Genomic DNA, 17555 nt, shown 5'->3' on the forward strand with positions numbered 1-17555 from the left:
CCGGAAAATCTTGATAACATTTGATTTAGCTGTTCAGCGAACGATAGATCAGAAGCTGGTTGTCGGTAACTACCTGTTCTCCTTCAGACAGGCCGTCTGAAACATAGGTGACGTCGCCTACCTGTTTCAGCACCTTTATTTCCTTTACTTTCACTTCTGTCCTGGATTTAAAGGTGACAACGAAATTCCTGTTATCATCAAAGATGACCGCTTTGGAAGGAATGGCCAGTGCCATATTGTTTTCCGAGGTGGATACCTTGATGGTCGCCTTGCTTTCCGGGATCAGCAACCCGTTGGCATTGTCGAGCACAACCCTTGCCTGCATGGCATTGGTCTGAGGATCGATGATCTTAAAGATTTTATCTATTTTGCCATAGAATATTTTATCGGGATACGAAAGTGTGGAAACCTCCGCTTTCATTCCGAGGCTTATTTTGTCAATATCAGATTCATTCACATTCATGATCGCCCAAACATTCGTGGTATTGGCCACATCAAAAATATTATCGCTGCGATCGCTTCTCAGCTGCATATCTTTGTTGATGTTCTTCTGGACGATGTATCCGCTGATGGGCGCCACCACACTGTAGATATTTCCTTTTTTCACATTGTAGACCGTACTTACCGCAGCTGCTCTCTGCAGCTGGTCCTGGGCTTTCTGCAACTGGCTTTTAGCTTCAAGGACATCCCGTTCCGTATTCAGCTTGCCTTCGTACATTTCCTTGGCTACCCTGAGATTGTTCTGGGCTACTACCAGGTCGGTTTTGGCATCGCTCACATCTTTCTGCACCTCAGCCAGCTCCGTACTTCTGATGGTAGCCAGTACCTGCCCTTTCCGTACATAATCCCCCAGCTCCACATTCACGCTCAGCACATTACCGCCTACCAGAGGATAAACATCGATATAGCTGTTTTTATCTGCCGATATTTTTCCGTAAAAGTTGTAGTCGTCTTCTATGTATTTTTTCTCTGCCTTTGCCAGGGCAATGGATTTCAGCATGGTATTGCTCAGCTCAAAGCCTTTTTTAGCATGAGGCTTCTGCTCTGCCTCCTTTTTTGAGCATGAGGCCAGTGACAGGGCAATCCATAAAAGGGTAATATATGTTTTCATGTTAATAGAAGATTTTCGTTTGTACTAATTCATTAAGTTTTTCGGCAGACTGTATCAGATTATTTTTCATATCGTACACCTGAAGCACGGCATCCCTGTAGCTGTCCATAAAATCGGTAAATTCAATTAGGCTTACATTGCCGCTCCTGAAATTTTTAAGCATGCCCTGGTACACTAATTCAAGATTATCAAGGTCTGTAGACTGGATTCCCGTGAGTTGCTCATACTGGTTTTTCCATATCTGATAGGCCGACTGTACTTTTGTTTCAAGGCTCAGCTTCTGGAAATCCGCATTCTTCTGATTCTGCTGAATGGCATAACCGGCTTTTTCCACATTGCCACGGTTGCTTTTCCACAGCGGAAGCGGGATGCCGATCAGCAGGTTGACCTCATTTTTGAAGGTTTCTCCGTTCTGGTCCCATCCTGCCCCTACATTAACATCGGGAACATTCAGGGATTTTTGCCACTGGGAGTACAATTTGCTGTTATCAATCAGTTTCAGGTAATACTGGTAATCGGCATTGTTTTCCAGCGCTTTTTTCTTCAGTTCTTCCGTATCGCCGAAAGGCTGGGCAGAAAGCAGGTCTTTGGCCTCAGTCTCAGAAAGGCTGGGATCAATATCATCGGTAATCCCGGTTAATATTTTCAGGTCTTCCTCAAATTCAAGGATATTTTTATTGATCTCCACTTTGTCACTGTTCAGCTGGATGACAATGCTCTGAAGGCGGACCTGATCTTTCAGCGAAACATTTCCCTTAGCGGTCTGAACCCTGTAGGCACTCAGCAGGTCGTTCATATATCCGAGCTGCTTATTGACATTGTCCAGTTTCAGTTTTTCGTAGTAGAGGTTGAAGTAGGTGGTTCTGAGCTGGGTCCTGAGATCTACCATTAGCTGGGTAAACTGGAGCTGGGCCAGTTCTTTGTTGGATTTGGCAAAAGCGATTTCATTTTTTTTCTTGCCGCCCATATAAATCAGCTGGGTTACCTGGGCTCCTTTCGCATGACCGGCATCAAAAAGTTTTTTGCCTTGCGGATTGTAGGCATTGATCTGTCCGCTGAGCTGAGGAAGATCCCAGATTTTAGCCTGCAAGATATCTGCATCCGCCATATTGATGTTGTACTGCTCGGCAAGAAGCTGAAGGTTATTTTTCTGGAAAGCTTCTTCACAGTCTGCCAGAGACATCTGCTGTTGGGCCGCCATCAGCGAGGAGACGATAAGCAACAGCCCTGCTATTCTGTTCATTCTTTCAATTTTATATTACAAAAATGGTTTTACGCTCTTAAAAACAACTTAAATCATCATTAAAAAAAAATTAAATCTCATGGATATATCTGCTTTTAAAGCGCATTCACAGAGATTATATTTGCTTTTAACTTATAATCAAAAACTCAGAATTTTGTTATTGCAGTTGGGAAGACAGGACTTCTTCTATAGCCGGCAGCATGATACTGTAATCACAGCAATACACCCGGAAGCATGTTTCAGCAACCGGGACTCATATATTGAATGTGATCCGGAATGTATTGGTATGTTCATCCGGGGCCAGGTAGCCGATATGGGCACCGTGGTATTCAATAATCCTTTTTACAATGCGCAGTCCCAGGCCGGAGCCGGAAGTATTCTGGGCATTGTTACCTCTGGTAAAGGCTTCAAAAAGCTTCTGCTGTTCTGTTTCCGGAATGGTGGTTCCATGGGATATCACATCTATGGTGATGGAAGATTCCGTTTCAGTCAGCATCACATTCACCTCCATATGATCGGAATAGATCGCCGCATTTTTAAACAGGTTGATGAACACAATATCCAGCAGCGACTGTATACCGCTTACGGTAAACTGGGCTTGTTCGGAAGTGTCCTCAGAAATGAGGAAATCCATTTTCAGGTCAGGATAGCTTTTCTCTATGGTTTCGAAAGATTCGAAGATCACCTCGTCAATCCGCACCTCTTCATACAGACTCTGGATATTTTCCTTGTCAAATTTTGTCAGCAGCAAAAGAGAATTGGTAAGGTCGGACAGCTGGTAGACATCCTGCTGGATCTGTTTCAGCGAAGAAATGGTTTCAGGGCTGTGATTTCCAAGCTTGATCATATTTTCAAGCTGAAAAGCCATCCTCGTAATGGGCGTCCGGATCTCGTGGGAAGCACTGGCCGTAAAATCTCTCTGCGACTGGAACACATCATTCAGCCGGGCAATCATGGTATTGAAAGAATTGGCCAGGACACTGATCTCATCATTGGATTCTTTTACCGGGATCTGGGTGGTCAGTTTGTGGGCAGTAACCTCAGAAATTTCCTGGTTCAGTTCTTCCAGGGGCCTGAGGAACTGCTCCAAAAGATAATAGCTGAAAAGGCCGATAAGCAGTGTGCTCATAACATAGGCTGTAATAAGCAGGTATTTCAGATACAGGAGCTTTGAATTGCCATTGGAGTCATAGGCACTCGTAAGGATGTAATAATTTTCTCCTTTGATGTTCCGCAGGGCTGCATAAATTTCCGGCACCGAATTTTCGTCATAGACGATTTTCTTTTCATCCAGCTGCTGGAGCAGCCCGTCGTCCCAGGATACATTCTGGTCCTTAATGGTACTGTAGATCAGCTCTTTTTTGCTGTTGAATATGAGGATGGTTTCATTAAGGAGGATATTATCGGAATTTTCATTAAAGAAAAGCGGCGCTTCCTCCTCAAAATCTTTGGACCTGGAAATGAAATGGGAGGTAAATTCGAGGCGCTGCCTGAACCGCTCCTTGAATTCTTCCTTCCTGAAGTCGTTAAAAGACATATAGATCACTACCATCACGATACCGAAGAGCAGTGAAAAGGCGATGCTGAGGTTGAGGGCCAGTTTTCGTTTTAAAGACATCTATAAAGGGCTTAGGTAATACCCGAAACCCGAACGGGTATGGATCAGTTTTACTTTAAAGTCCTTGTCAATCTTTTTCCGCAGGAAGTTGATGTATACCTCTACCGTATTGGTGTTGGTATTGAAATTATGTTCCCATACATGCTCGGTGATCTGCTGCTTGGAAACAGTTCTTCCCTGGGCTTCCGCAAGATAGACGAGCAGCTGGAATTCTTTCAGGGTGAGGTTGATCTCGTGGCCGCTGCGGTATACTTTCTGTTCGGTCTTATTGATGATCAGGTCATCGATCCGGATGATTTCCTGGTCCGAATTTTCAGAAGGTGCCTTACGTCTCAGCAGGGAGTTGATCCGCAACAGCAGTTCTTCAAACTGGAAAGGTTTTACGAGGTAATCATCGGCAAGCCTGTTGAAGGCATCTTTTTTATCGGAAATATCCCCGTAGGCCGAAATAATCAGGATGGGTGTATTCTTATCGAAAGAACGGATGGTCTGGCATACTTCCAGGCCGTTGATCTTGGGAACGTTGATATCCAGCAGGTACAGGTCATAACTGCTGTCTTTGATCTGATTCAGAAACGTTTCACCGTCATAGACTCTATGACAGCTGAAATGATTGGATTCTAAAAATTTACACAATTCCGCAGAGAGGATCAGGTCATCTTCCAGTAAAAGAATGTTCATCAAATTTTATTTTCCACTAAATTAAATAAAATTTCGTGATATCTACCACACCGGGGAAATATGAGGACGAATATAATTTTATTTTAAGGTGGTCCGGGATGAAGCTGGTCCCAAAACCATTCAGTGAGCCTTGACCTGTTATTTTTGCTCATATTGTGCCGGTTTAAGGAATGCTATAACATACTCAGGACTGATTATTTTAATTCTTCCAAAGAATTTTCCTGAAACCCTGTCCTTATATCAATCATTATCATGAATACTTTTAAGCATGATTAGAAAGTTTCGGCAAATACGGTTATCCATCACCTGGCTTGTCCTTTTTTTTGTAACATTGTTTAAGGATGAAACCTGCTTGCTAAAAAGTCGATTCTAAATCCGGAAATGGGAAGTAAGACTGATGATCACTACAATTAAAAGCATATACGAAATGAAAAAAACACATCATTACAGGAACAAAATCATATGGACCGGAAATACCAGGTCATCCACTAAAAATTACCGTTCATATGAAAGGACCTACACCATCTCTGTTGAAGGTAAAGCTGACCTTAACGGGTCTTCAGATCCTGCATTTTTAGGAAACCCCAAGCTCCACAATCCAGAAGATCTTTTATTAGCCTCCGTTTCTTCATGCCATCTCTTATGGTACCTGCACCTGTGTTCCGTTCATCATATATTGGTAGAGGAATATACTGATTATGCGGAAGGGGTCATGGAAGAGCAGGAAAATGGCAGTGGCCGTTTTACGGATATTATATTGAAACCTAAAATCAGAGTGGCACAGCAGGATATGGTAGAAAAAGCCCTGGAACTTCATCATATGGCGGGTGAATACTGTTTTATTGCCAATTCCCTTAACTTCAAAGTACGGCATGAGCCTGAGATTACCTTTGGAACTGCCAGCGATCTTTAAGATGATAAAAAATTATTGATATGAAAAAAATAATCTCAGCCCTGCTTTTATCAGCCTTCTGCTATGCATCAGCTCAATCTAAGCAGATCCATATACAGTATACCTTTGTCAGGTCACCTGTTGCGGTACTGAATGAAAACCTGTACATCAAAAACAATGAAGTAATTTCGATACAGGACTCCGTATTCACCAAACCTGTGCAGGAAAACTCAGAATGGATATCTGAAGTCCAGGTCAAGGCTCCCGGTTCAGGAAAGCCTCAGAAACGCTATTATATTTCAGACCTGAAGGAGGGTGGAACAAAACATTTCTTTTTCACTTCTTCCCCTTATTCATTGAAAGACCAAACCAATTATTTCATTCATGACGAAGTCCCCAAACCCGTATGGAATATTGATGAGAAAACTACCAGGAAGATATTGGGTTATACATGCATCAAAGCAACCACTGTATTCAGAGGGGCTAACATTACGGCATACTTTACCCGGGAACTTTCTTATCCGGCCGGTCCTTTCAAATTTTTCGGGTTACCGGGATTAATTTTAGATGTCAGGGAAGATGGGCTCCCGTATATGATATGGAAGGCAACGGCTGTTGATCCGGATGATACAACAAACATTAACTTCAAACCGGAATTCAGGGATGATCCTAAAATCACCATGCAAGAATTTGTCCGTAAGAATGATGAGCTTTCAAGCCAATTCAAGAGTGAGATCCTGAAAAACCTTCCGGCAGGCGCAAAGATGGAAAGCAGTAAGAAAAGGGTTCAGCTGGAGAAGGTCTTTGAATGGGAAAATCCAAAATAACAGATGACAGGCAGGGTTGCATAAAAAAATCCCGGGAAAATCCGGGATTTTTTTTGAGCCAACTACGGGACTTGAACCCGTGACCTCTTCCTTACCAAGGAAGCACTCTACCGCTGAGCTAAGTCGGCCTGAACCAAAAAAATCACACTGTGAGCGTGATTTTTATGTGAGCGGAAGACGGGGGTCGAACCCGCGACATTCAGCTTGGAAGGCTGACGCTCTACCAACTGAGCTACTTCCGCAATTCTGTTTCCAAAATTATTGGTAACGCTGTGCAAACTTAGGAAAATCCTGTGAAATCTGCAACACTTTTTTCTAATATAAAATGTGGGGAGAGCAGGATTCGAACCTACGAAGCCGAAGCAACTGAGTTACAGTCAGTCCCATTTAGCCACTCTGGAATCTCCCCAGATATTTTATATTAATGAGCCTCCAGAGGGATTCGAACCCACGACCCCGAGATTACAAATCACGTGCTCTGGCCAACTGAGCTATGGAGGCAAATTAAAAGACTGAAGCTTGTGGGAAATGCTACCCGAAGCGGATCAGTAGTTAAAAAAAAATCACGCCCTCTGGTGTGATTTTGAGCGGAAGACGGGGGTCGAACCCGCGACATTCAGCTTGGAAGGCTGACGCTCTACCAACTGAGCTACTTCCGCAATTCTGTTTCCAAAATTATTGGTAACGCTGTGCAAACTTAGGAAAATCCTGTGAAATCTGCAACATTTTTTTCTAATATAAAATGTGGGGAGAGCAGGATTCGAACCTACGAAGCCGAAGCAACTGAGTTACAGTCAGTCCCATTTAGCCACTCTGGAATCTCCCCAGATATTTTATATTAATGAGCCTCCAGAGGGATTCGAACCCACGACCCCGAGATTACAAATCACGTGCTCTGGCCAACTGAGCTATGGAGGCAAATTAAAAAGAATTCAAAAGATCGCTGTTCCTTTTTGCGAGTGCAAATATAGAACGGATTTTTTGAATTCTCAAATTTTTCAGGGCTTTTTTTTGAGTTTTTTATCTAAGCCATTTCTTTTTTCTTGATTAGTAGCTTTTTAGCAGCATCTACACAAAGATCCAGGCTTTCTTCAAATGTGGTGCTGGTCTTTTTTACCACGATATCCTCTCCCGGAACCGCCAGGATCACTTCGGCAGTTTTGTTGGCCCTGTCCGAGGTATTTTCTACTTTAAGAAACACTTTGCATTCATGGATCTTGTCATAGAATGTTTCCAGTTTCGTTACTTTTTTGTCGATGTGCGTTTCCAGTGGTTCGTGAGGAGTTAAACCAATTGATTGTACGGTGATCTTCATAATTCATCTTTTTTAGACGCTCTTGGATGAGCCTTATTAAACACTTTTTTCAATTGTTCGATATTGGCATTCGTATAGACCTGCGTGCTTGCAAGGCTGGAATGTCCCAATATGTTCTTTACTTTAGAAATTTCCGCCCCGTTGTCTAGCACATGGGTTGCAAAACTGTGCCTGAGGATATGAGGGCTTTTTTTCTGCTTGGATGTTATCAGACTAAGGTACTTATTAACCACCAGATAAACAAATTTTTCGGTGAGTTTTTTCCCCTTGCCGTTGACGAAGAAACAGGAAGCATACTCTTCCTGCGGCTGCCGTACCAAGAGATATTTTCTAAGCAGGGAGGCAAGCGATTCAGATATGGGAACCATCCTTTGTTTATTTCCTTTTCCCAGGATCTTCATCATGCATCCATCCAGGTCAACATGCTCAAATATCAGGCCACAAAGCTCGGCTTTCCGCATACCGGTCTGGTATAAGACTTCGATGATGCATTGGTCTAGTATATCGTATCCGCCTTCTGAAATCCGGTTTCCGAGCGTAACCATCTCTTCTTCAGAAATGGGGATCTGCTTTTCAGGGTAAAACTTAAGGGAAGCAATGCCTTCAGCCGGCGAAACGGTGATCTCCCCTATTTTGAGGAGGAAAAGATAGAAACTCCGCAAAGAGGAAAGTTTCCTGTTGATGCTTCTTTTGGAAATGTCTTTTTCGCTGAGCTCAACGATGAAGTTCCGGATGACTTTCTTGTTGACGGCTTTAAGGTCTTCCGAAGACTCGGTTTCCAGGCAGAAACGGGAAAAGTCTTCCAGGTCTTTTTTATAGCTTGTAATCGTATGGGGAGAATACCTTTTTTCCAACTGCAGGTATTCTAAAAATTTATCCAGCATCATCATGATATCAAAACAAAAAATTCACTCCTCAAATATAGTATTTAAGAAGTGAATTGATATGTGTTTAAGAAAATTTTTCTTAAGCCTGCTCCTCTTTGCTAAGCTCTCTTTGTTTGTGAGCCGCCTTTAATCTGGCTTGTCTCAAAGTTACAGAAGGTTTAACAAATTGCTGTCTTGCTCTTAGCTGACGAACAGTTCCGGTTTTGTCAAATTTTCTTTTATATTTCTTTAATGCTCTATCGATGGATTCACCATCTTTTACAGGAATTATTAACATAGTTTACATCTCATTTTGGACTGCAAAAATAATGCTTTTTTATATCATGGCCAAATTATGTGAAAGAAAAAACACATTCTGTTGTAGGCAACTTAATGCATATAAGGTAAAAAAACCTTTTGATAAAGCTATTTCAGAACAATATATCCTTTATAAAAATGTTGAATATAAGTTTTACATTATCACACCTATTTAAATGCTTCCGATCGTCTATTCTAAAAGCCATCATCCATATGAACGCTATTTAAACAAAATTCCGTATCTTTGTAATCACTTTATTCATGGGGTTGACTGGTTTCGACAGCAAGGTCAATGGGTAAGTAAGCATGCAGAGAACCGTAGCGCGATCTCTATAATCCCTTGCTACAAAATTTTAACTGGCAACGAAGAGTTCGCTCTTGCAGCTTAATATCGAAGTATAGTAGATCAAGCGTTTTCCCGAAGATTTCAGTAGGGAAGCAAGATGTCCCACAAAAGCCCTGTTCTGCGGCGTTTGATTCTGGGATATAGGAATGCAGGAATAAGGCTTTAGATGCTTCGGCTAAAGCTCGAAAACCTTAGAAGATAAGCTGGAAGTTGGGTGTCTGCTCTCTGCCTCCAGTCGAAAACCAATAGCAGAATAAGCATGTAGAAATCTTATGTATTGCTTGTTTGGACGAGGGTTCGAATCCCTCCAACTCCACTAAAAAAAAGAGAAAATGTAATTTGCATTTTCTCTTTTTGTTTCTGAGATTACTCTCTTACCGCGAGCATCTCGCTCGTAACCAAATCAAGAAACTACTGCGGTATTAACCTTCCGGATACTTACTAAAAAACAACACACATCACACCCTCAAAATCACTACTTTTACATTTTAATCAAACTTAAATTCCCGCTAAATCAGGATTTTGTACACACCTGAAATAAAACCCCGTAAAATGCTTAACCCAAGGGATCAACATATACAACCGATAGCAGGGCTTCAGCCTTACATCCGTCATTTCGGAATGCTGGAGGATGATATTCCGTGCGGTGAAACAAAGGCTTTTAAAATAATTGCTGACGGTTGTCCGGGACTAATTTTCCAGGAAAATACCAATAGTTTTTTAGATAACAACGGAAATAAGCTGCCACAGCTTTTTATACACGGTTTAACATCATCCAACTCGCAAAAAACAGCCACAGGAAAATACCGTAATATAGGTGTTTACTTCCAGCCGACTGCCATAAAAGCCATTTTCGGCATTGATGCCCATGAACTGACAGATCGTTATCTTGATTTAAATGAGGTTATTAAAAATGACCTGGCGGACCAGCTTTTAAATGAGGATGAAACGGATAAGAGAATTGCCATCCTGTCTGACTTTCTTTTCCGTCAAATTGAAAAGAATAAATATCCTGAAAACAGGAAGTCTTCGTATGCCGTTGCCAAAATAAATACGGATAACGATGATGGACTAGCTGCAATCCAGTCAGATTTAAACCTGTCGGAACGTTCTTTGGAAAGGATTTTTAAAACGGATATCGGTATTTCACCCAAATTATTTTTCCGGATCTGCCGCTTTCAGGCTGCTCTTGACGGTGTTCGTAGCCGGACATTCAATTCTTTGACGGAAATTGCTTACCAGCATTCCTACGCAGACCAGTCTCATTTCATTCGTGAGTTCAGGGAATTTACAGGTGCTACGCCAAAACAGTTTTTAGCCTGCGCAAATGAGCAGGAACTCAATTTCCCGGAATGGAAACTTTAGCCTGTCGGTTTTGTTCTATTTTCCGTTTTTCCAGCCCGATACCTTTGGCCCTGTCATTAAAGATTAAAAAATGCAGAACAAGAAAATTACCGTATTCGGTGCCACAGGAAAAATAGGTTCGGAACTGATGGCCCTTTTATCAGCGGCAGGCATTGAAACCATTGCCGTAAGCCGTAACCCCGACAAAGCCATCCGGCTGCCTTGTGTACAATGGGTACAGGCAGATATGTCTTCCCGGGAAAGCCTGCACAAAACCATGGAAAATACCGACTCCGTCTTCCTTTTGTCGGGTCACAGTCCGGGTTTTTTGGAAGAACAATCCAACGTCATTTCCGTGGCCCGGGAGCTGGGCGTAAAGCATATCATAAAGCTGTCGTCAGCAGCGGCAGACAAAGATTCTCCCTTTTTAATTGCAAGGGTACACGGCGAAGTAGAAGAAATACTCAGGAATGTGGGTATTGCCCATACACTTCTCCGCCCAACAGGGATGATGCAGAACTGGCTGGGAGAACTGGCACATTCCGTGAAAACGGAAGGTAAAATCTATGACGCTACCGGCGAGGGTAAGCGTGCGTATGTGGATATCCGGGATATTGCGGAAGTAGCGTTCCGTATACTCTTGCAGCCGGAGCCGCATGCCGGCCATTCCTATTTTTTAACAGGTGGAACAGCGGTTAATTACGGTGAAGTAGCAGAAACCATCAGCCGCATAACCAACCAAAACGTTTCCTTTGTTTCCCTGAGCATAGAAGAGCTCCGGCAGCGGATGCAGCAACAAGGCAAACCTGAGTGGATCATCAATACCTTGCTGGCTTATACCCAATTGCAACGGGACGGCAAAACGGCAGCAGTAAGCACAGATGTGGAAACCGTGTTGCATCAACCCGCCCGGACCATAAACGACTTTTTCAGGGATTATAAAAATGCCTTTCTGAAATAAATGGCATTGTTCAGGCGAGGGTTTGAATCCCACTACTCCACTGAACAAAAAGAGAAAATGCAGTTTGCATTTTCTCTTTTTGTTTTCTCTGTTATGACTTAGCATATTTATTATAGAATGTATTGATATGCAATGATTAATTATTGATTATATGAGTTATCAAATTAATTTAAAATAAAATTATAATACGTCAACCTTTGACGTTACTGGAATTTAGTTTTGTTTTTAGGAATATTTAAAAAGAATATTAATAATAAATAAAACTTATGAAACAATTTGATGATGAATGGAGCGATGGCCTCTCGGAGTTCAAAGTCGTTTCCATAGATGATTTAAACAATGGAATATTAGGGAAAGGAATAGACCCTTTTGAAGGGATAAGAACCAATAAAACATTTGATGAAATCTCCAATGAATATGCATTAAGTACACCTTTTGGAAAAAAGAGCACCTTTTATAAACCTACTCCGGAAGACTATGATGCATTATCTAAAGATTTTTATATCGGCGGGATCAACTATGAACTTCTTGCAAAAGATTTAAAAGAAAAGTTAGGACTAATAAATAACTTCTTGTTTGAGCCAGAAAAGTATTTATTGGAAGATAAAACCATTTATGCTGGCTCATCTTCATTTGGCACTCCTGTATTCAGTAGGATTAAAAATAACAAACCCTTTGTATATAAAAAGAATGATACAGAAATACAGGCTATTTTCGATTTATCCAAACTGAATACCAGAAAGAATGTATTGAGTAACTTTTACAATTTTGGGATTTATTTTGACAACTACAAAGTAATATATAATCTTAACTTTATCTATAAAGACGGAGAAGATAAAAAATTTCAAGATACAGAAACTAAACAAACATCTAATCCTGCCGACTTTAAGTTAAATGATGAATATATAGCTATTAAATTATTTACATCAAACGTTGACACATTTGTAGAGTTTTTAAGAATTGTTAAAGGAAATTCTAATGCAGAGTCAGTAAAAAAATCGATAATTAGATATTATCAATATTTCTTTGCAACCGCCAAAGGCAATCCTGATATTATTGACGGTTTATATGAAAATATTCCTGATTTTGTTTTAGAAACTCTTACCGATGAAATGCTTTGGAAAGATTTTGTTTCTCTTTCTGAAAAAGCTATTGATACATCTGATACTAATGAAAACCGTTCAGTCATTAATCTGCTGAAAGGTGTAAAAAATGCAAATTGGTGGTTCAATCAAATTAACCATAATCCTAACTCTGTCCGCAAAGTTTTTGAAAAAGTCAGCAATAGATATATTGAAGAATTAATAGTAGCTTTTTCAAGAATTGGTTTAAAAAACTGGACGAATAAAGAACTTGAGCAGGCTTGGAAATTTGATCTTGACTATGAAAAATATAAACCTTCTGATGGAGTTAATGATCCATATATAAGATATACTGGTTTTGCTTATTATTTAGAAAAAGAGAGAAAATATAAAATAGGTACTGCTCTATTTGGATATGATGATGCTTCTATCATAATGCCATATAATGAGAAAGAAATTGGCCCACATGAGCTACAATTGCCATTTGTTCCAATGAAACTAGTTTTAAATGAAGGAGAGGTTACCTATATCCCATGCTTTGTTGCCGAATATTTTACTAATAACAAAATAGACGAAGAATTTTGGATAATTCTTAATAACATTGCTTCAGGGCTGCTACCAGAAGTAGGAGCTGGAATTGCAAGAGGTACAGCTATTTTATCAAGGATTTTAAGTGGTAGAAAAATAAAAACTGTAGAAGAACTCATAGAATTCTTAGGAAAAGTAGATCAGAATGTAATGGCAGAAGATTTGGAGAAAGTAGGAATACAAGCACTTTTCAGAGGAACAACAAGAAGTGTAAATGGAGAACTCTTTACAGGAAATATTAATTCAATAGAATATGGAGCTTCAACTTCTACAGACCCGATTAGAGCAGTGATCTTCGGGATAGAATCCTCATCTAAGCCAGGAACAAAAGGAGTTTTGCAGGTGTATGTACCAAACGATTTAAAAGGTTTAAATTTACAATCAGCAAATCAGTACAGATTTGATTTAGAATTGGAAGTCATTGTCAACACTTCACCAGAAAACTTATCTAATTTTGCTATTAAAGAAGTTGCTATTGAAAATGCAAGGAAATTATTAAATGAATTGTATGGATTAGATATTCCTGCTAAAATCACCAAAGATGGATTTCCAAATAGTTTATTTTTGTTAGAAAACACAAAAAAATTAACCCCAAAAGAAGCATTAGAATTTTATAAAAAAGCGATTAAATAAAAACTTAAATTAATATGGCAGCAATTACAAATAATTTATACGACAATATTCGTGAAGATTTTATTAATAAATATCCATTCCTTGCATTTCATAGAATGTATTCTAACAATGATATTTCTAAATATGAATTAAATCCTATAGATAGAAATTCTTCTATATATGTGGAGAATTACAGCAATGATAATGATATAATTTTAGGAACAAAATACAATGTTATTTATAACAGAAAAGAACCTAAAAATTATCAAAAAATAGATTGTGAAATAGATTTTGTCTCATTAAAAAAGAATGATAATATAGGAATTATCCCAAAAGGTTATGGAGGATGTATTCGTTTGAAATTTAAGGATCAAGTTCCAGATATGACAAAATTGTTAGTTCAAGATAAAAATGAGAATTACAATGATACTAATAATGATATTTTATACTTAACCACTCAAGAAGTAATGAATAAAATATTAGAAGAATTGCAAAAAGTATAAATTACTCAAATATAAAAAAGGCTGTCTTAAAGACAGTCTATTTTTATTTCTTAAAGCAGCAGTTAACATCCTATTTAATTTTGAGATATAACAAGTATTAGGTTAATATTGTTTTTCTGTTTTTAAGGCTAGGTCATTTACACTAATAGGTTTCCCCTGCTGGCGCGAGCATCTCGCTAGTGCCAAAATAAAAGCTAACGCTTTTGAGCATCTTTCATTGATTTGGATACCTACTATTATATCTAATAAATATGAGCGTGACGTGCCCTCAGCGAAGGAGGCACAATACAATAATCTACAAGACAATAGAAGATTGAACACCCAAAATAGAATCTATAAAAATGCAGCTAAACTCTAACTGAACTTTTTATCTGTATTGTGAATAAAATTAATTAAGTTTATCATCAATATATACATTCAAAGATGATTAGAAATATAAAAAACCATTTGCTTTTATTTGTGATGATATCGTGCCATCTTTTAGGGCAAAAATCAAGCTTTATATATGAGTTAAAATACAAGCCCCATACTGACAGCATAAGACTTGATACCATTACGTATTATCTGGATAGAGATAAAGACGTATCATTGTTTCGTTCTGCAATGTTCCGGAAATCAGATTCATTAGCGGTTAAAAGAGGATACCCTAATGGGTTTGATACTGAATTTAATAATAAGCAACTGTATGTGAAAAAGGACGCCAAAGAAAATACTGTTTTAAAGTATGTTTTCATTCCTATAGCCTATTCAACCTTTGCTATAAAAATAAATGAAAAGCTTGAATGGAAAATATTACCGGAAAAACAAACAATTGGAAAATATCTTTGTCAAAAGGCAGAAGGATCTTATGGCGGAAGGATCTGGAATGCATGGTTCACCTCCGAAGTTCCAATTTCCGATGGGCCATATATTTTTAATGGCTTACCTGGATTAATCATAAAAATAACAGATGATCAGGGAGATTATGATTTTGAATTGGTACAAATCAAAGATTTCAAATGGAAAGAATTATATCCGGCAAAATATCAGAAGTTGATTTCTTGGGAGGATTTCCAGAAAATACAGACCGATTTTTATAACAATCCTTTATCTACGCTTAAAAAAGGAGATATTTTAAATGAGGATGCTTCCGGAAATCTTTCCGAAGCAAACCACAGAGATGTAAAAGAGTCTATCAGAAAAAATATTAGGAGTAAAAATAATCCCATAGAGTTAAATTATAAAGTAGATTTTAAAACCAATTAATAATATAATCTGTAATCTATTTTTATTGATTTTGAAATCCCCCTGCTGGCGCGAGCATCATGCTCGTGCCAAAAATAAAGGCTAACGCTTTTGAGCATCTTTCATTTATTTGGACACCTATTATTAGATCAGATAAATATGAGCGTAAAATAATGTGCACGAGCGTGACGCTCGCGCCAGCGAGGGTTGGACAAGGGTTCAAACCTCCAACTCCACTTTAATGAAATTTTTTAAAATCTAAAATTCTTTATATCAAAATATAGAAGGTTTTTTAATGGTTAATTTCATTGTAACATCTCATTAAATATCATGTTGTGATAACAACCAGATATTATATTTTGTCATAAATACTTTGGTCATAATTATTCATTATGTAATTATAAGGATTATCTCTATATTTGATAAAAACAAATAACCTTAAAATCAGTTATGCCAATTCCTAATTTTGATCATAATAATGTAATACCACCACATTTGGGAGATCCGTCAAACAGAAGCGATGTTTCTCCTTTTGAGTGTACAACACTTGAATTATGTCAAAAATTCAGTACTTCAAGAAAAAGAATTGAGATTTTACAAAAATTTTTAGACTTTCGAAATAGGACCATTAATAGTGGTGTTAAGGTTGGCTTTCAATGGTTAGATGGAAGTTTTTTAGAAAACATTGAAGAATCTGAAGGTCGAAATCCAAATGATTTAGACGTAATTACCTTTTATGGTGGACTAACACTGACTGATCAATTTATGGCAAAGAAGTATTTTCCAGAATTCTTCAGCCCTAAGATGGCAAGAGATAAATTCTTAGTTGATCATTATGCCATCGACTTTAGTTTTGATCCTGACGTTACTATAGAACAGACAAGATACTGGTTACAGTTGTTTACTCACAAGAGGAATGGAATTTGGAAGGGAATGTTAAAAGTCCCTTTAAATAGTTTGAAAGATGATGAAAATGCATTAAACTACTTAAAGTCACTCTGATGAGCTTACATAATAGAATTCAATTTTTAAAGACGCAGATAATCGACTTAAACCGATTATTAGAAAAAGTTGGTGATCATCCATTGATGTCTGAAGGGCTAAGAGAAAGAATAGAAATGATAGAGGAAGAACTAAAATTGATTCCATTAGAATCATTTGAACCATCTCTCCAATTTCTCTTTAGTGGTGATGCCGTTTTAGGATCACAAGGTATTAAATCTACTTTTTTAAGTAAGATAATGCCACCACTCGAAGGTTTGGTAAAGACTCAGTTAGCATATAATAAATATGGAAAAGTTGGAAGACGTGGAAGAGCAAGGAAAAGTTCTAATGCCGAATTATTCTTAACTGCTTTACCAAAAGGGTCTTTTGGGATTGAACTATCAAGATTAGATTTTGATGAGGAAGACTTGTATGATATGGTAGATACTTCTGAAGCTATGAAAGATGTAATAATTTTGATTGCAAATACTACCGAGAGTGACCAATTGTTTGAAAATACAATCGAAACAACTCCAAAAAGGAATCTCAATAATCTTAAAAGATTTTTACAAGAAGTTTCAAATGAAAGATCTATTCTAAAGATGGATAGTGGAAATTTACATATTGAATTATCAAAGGAAAAAATCGATAAGGCAGCAAGTAGAGTATCTTTTGCACTTAAAGAAGATAATGAAATTTTTATTACCGGTACTTTTCGTGGTGTACTTTTAGATTCGAATAGATTCGATATTCTTGATGATGAGGGACAACAAATTTCAGGATCAATAAGTCATGACCTAGATGAAGAACAATTGATTGAATATGATACAAAATTTTTAAATAAATATTGTACAATTCATTTGCGAGTTTATAAGACGAAATTCAAAACATTTAGCGAAAGAATCGATTATGAATTGTTAGAGATTACGGCGATTTAAATTAGCAGAACCTTTAATTTCTTTTATTCTATATTTAGTTTAGGTTAATACTTAATCTGACAGTTATGAATAAATTAAATAACTGTCAGATTAAGTATTAAC

The 17555-nt window shown here is 38.3% G+C and carries 16 protein-coding genes, 7 tRNA genes and 1 other RNA gene; 10 read left to right on the forward strand and 14 right to left on the reverse strand.

The annotated features are described in order from the left end of the window. Positions 1–25 precede the first annotated feature (25 nt). From CGB83_RS09885 to CGB83_RS09900, 4 genes are all read right to left on the reverse strand, one after another. Entirely contained in the window at positions 26–1111 is a 1086-nt protein-coding gene (locus tag CGB83_RS09885; RefSeq protein WP_100075653.1) for an efflux RND transporter periplasmic adaptor subunit, read from the reverse strand. Between the two features lies 1 nt (position 1112). Next, positions 1113–2354: a TolC family protein gene (locus CGB83_RS09890; protein ID WP_100075654.1), complete on the reverse strand. Its 1242-nt coding sequence runs from the start codon at positions 2352–2354 to the stop codon at positions 1113–1115. Positions 2355–2607: 253 nt separating this feature from the next. Further along, a complete protein-coding gene (locus CGB83_RS09895; RefSeq protein WP_100075655.1) occupies positions 2608–3972 on the reverse strand; it encodes a HAMP domain-containing sensor histidine kinase in 1365 nt (454 codons plus the stop codon). After that, positions 3973–4653: a response regulator transcription factor gene (locus CGB83_RS09900; RefSeq protein WP_100075656.1), complete on the reverse strand. Its 681-nt coding sequence runs from the start codon at positions 4651–4653 to the stop codon at positions 3973–3975. Positions 4654–5080: 427 nt separating this feature from the next. Between CGB83_RS09900 and CGB83_RS09905 the strand changes: the two genes are divergently transcribed. Both CGB83_RS09905 and CGB83_RS09910 read left to right on the forward strand, forming a co-directional pair. After that, positions 5081–5566 carry an OsmC family protein gene (locus CGB83_RS09905; protein WP_100077563.1) on the forward strand — a complete coding sequence of 162 codons (486 nt, stop codon included), beginning with the start codon at positions 5081–5083 and terminating at the stop codon, positions 5564–5566. A 20-nt stretch (positions 5567–5586) separates the two neighbouring features. Then, entirely contained in the window at positions 5587–6372 is a 786-nt protein-coding gene (locus CGB83_RS09910; protein ID WP_100075657.1) for a GLPGLI family protein, read from the forward strand. Positions 6373–6428: 56 nt separating this feature from the next. Here the strand turns inward: CGB83_RS09910 and CGB83_RS09915 are convergent. From CGB83_RS09915 to rpsU, 10 genes are all read right to left on the reverse strand, one after another. Beyond that, a tRNA-Thr gene (locus tag CGB83_RS09915) sits at positions 6429–6500 on the reverse strand. 41 nt (positions 6501–6541) lie between these two features. Beyond that, positions 6542–6614, reverse strand: a tRNA-Gly gene (locus tag CGB83_RS09920). A gap of 86 nt (positions 6615–6700) precedes the next feature. Continuing rightward, a tRNA-Tyr gene (locus CGB83_RS09925) sits at positions 6701–6781 on the reverse strand. An 18-nt stretch (positions 6782–6799) separates the two neighbouring features. Continuing rightward, positions 6800–6873, reverse strand: a tRNA-Thr gene (locus CGB83_RS09930). A gap of 85 nt (positions 6874–6958) precedes the next feature. Beyond that, positions 6959–7031, reverse strand: a tRNA-Gly gene (locus tag CGB83_RS09935). An 86-nt stretch (positions 7032–7117) separates the two neighbouring features. Next, positions 7118–7198: transfer RNA gene (locus tag CGB83_RS09940), tRNA-Tyr, on the reverse strand. Between the two features lie 18 nt (positions 7199–7216). Next, positions 7217–7290, reverse strand: a tRNA-Thr gene (locus CGB83_RS09945). 106 nt (positions 7291–7396) lie between these two features. Beyond that, positions 7397–7687 carry an HPF/RaiA family ribosome-associated protein gene (locus CGB83_RS09950; RefSeq protein WP_100075658.1) on the reverse strand — a complete coding sequence of 97 codons (291 nt, stop codon included), beginning with the start codon at positions 7685–7687 and terminating at the stop codon, positions 7397–7399. After that, positions 7684–8571: a tyrosine-type recombinase/integrase gene (locus CGB83_RS09955; RefSeq protein WP_100077564.1), complete on the reverse strand. Its 888-nt coding sequence runs from the start codon at positions 8569–8571 to the stop codon at positions 7684–7686. The genes CGB83_RS09950 and CGB83_RS09955 overlap by 4 nt, the downstream gene beginning before the upstream one ends. An 82-nt stretch (positions 8572–8653) precedes the next feature. After that, complete coding sequence (gene rpsU / locus CGB83_RS09960) at positions 8654–8851, reverse strand: 30S ribosomal protein S21 (protein ID WP_100075659.1); 198 nt, start codon at positions 8849–8851, stop codon at positions 8654–8656. Positions 8852–9134: 283 nt separating this feature from the next. On the opposite strand from rpsU, the gene ssrA reads away from it, so the two are divergent. From ssrA to CGB83_RS10000, 8 genes are all read left to right on the forward strand, one after another. Beyond that, positions 9135–9536, forward strand: a transfer-messenger RNA (tmRNA) gene (gene ssrA, locus CGB83_RS09965). Positions 9537–9769: 233 nt separating this feature from the next. Continuing rightward, positions 9770–10582, forward strand: a complete 813-nt coding sequence (locus CGB83_RS09970; protein WP_100075660.1) for an AraC family transcriptional regulator — start codon at positions 9770–9772, stop codon at positions 10580–10582. A 70-nt stretch (positions 10583–10652) separates the two neighbouring features. Then, positions 10653–11522: an SDR family oxidoreductase gene (locus CGB83_RS09975; RefSeq protein ID WP_100075661.1), complete on the forward strand. Its 870-nt coding sequence runs from the start codon at positions 10653–10655 to the stop codon at positions 11520–11522. A gap of 266 nt (positions 11523–11788) precedes the next feature. Then, the gene (locus tag CGB83_RS09980; protein ID WP_100075662.1) at positions 11789–13825 is read left to right on the forward strand and encodes a hypothetical protein; all 2037 of its coding nucleotides are present in this window, start codon (positions 11789–11791) and stop codon (positions 13823–13825) included. Between the two features lie 14 nt (positions 13826–13839). Beyond that, entirely contained in the window at positions 13840–14307 is a 468-nt protein-coding gene (locus CGB83_RS09985; RefSeq protein WP_100075663.1) for a hypothetical protein, read from the forward strand. A gap of 423 nt (positions 14308–14730) precedes the next feature. Beyond that, positions 14731–15552: a GLPGLI family protein gene (locus tag CGB83_RS09990; RefSeq protein ID WP_100075664.1), complete on the forward strand. Its 822-nt coding sequence runs from the start codon at positions 14731–14733 to the stop codon at positions 15550–15552. A gap of 429 nt (positions 15553–15981) precedes the next feature. Continuing rightward, entirely contained in the window at positions 15982–16533 is a 552-nt protein-coding gene (locus CGB83_RS09995) for a DUF6932 family protein (RefSeq protein ID WP_100075665.1), read from the forward strand. Next, entirely contained in the window at positions 16533–17453 is a 921-nt protein-coding gene (locus tag CGB83_RS10000; RefSeq protein ID WP_100075666.1) for a hypothetical protein, read from the forward strand. Before CGB83_RS09995 ends, CGB83_RS10000 begins: the two co-directional genes overlap by 1 nt. Positions 17454–17555: the final 102 nt, after the last annotated feature.

Source organism: Chryseobacterium camelliae (genome assembly GCF_002770595.1).
Lineage (GTDB): Bacteria > Bacteroidota > Bacteroidia > Flavobacteriales > Weeksellaceae > Chryseobacterium > Chryseobacterium camelliae.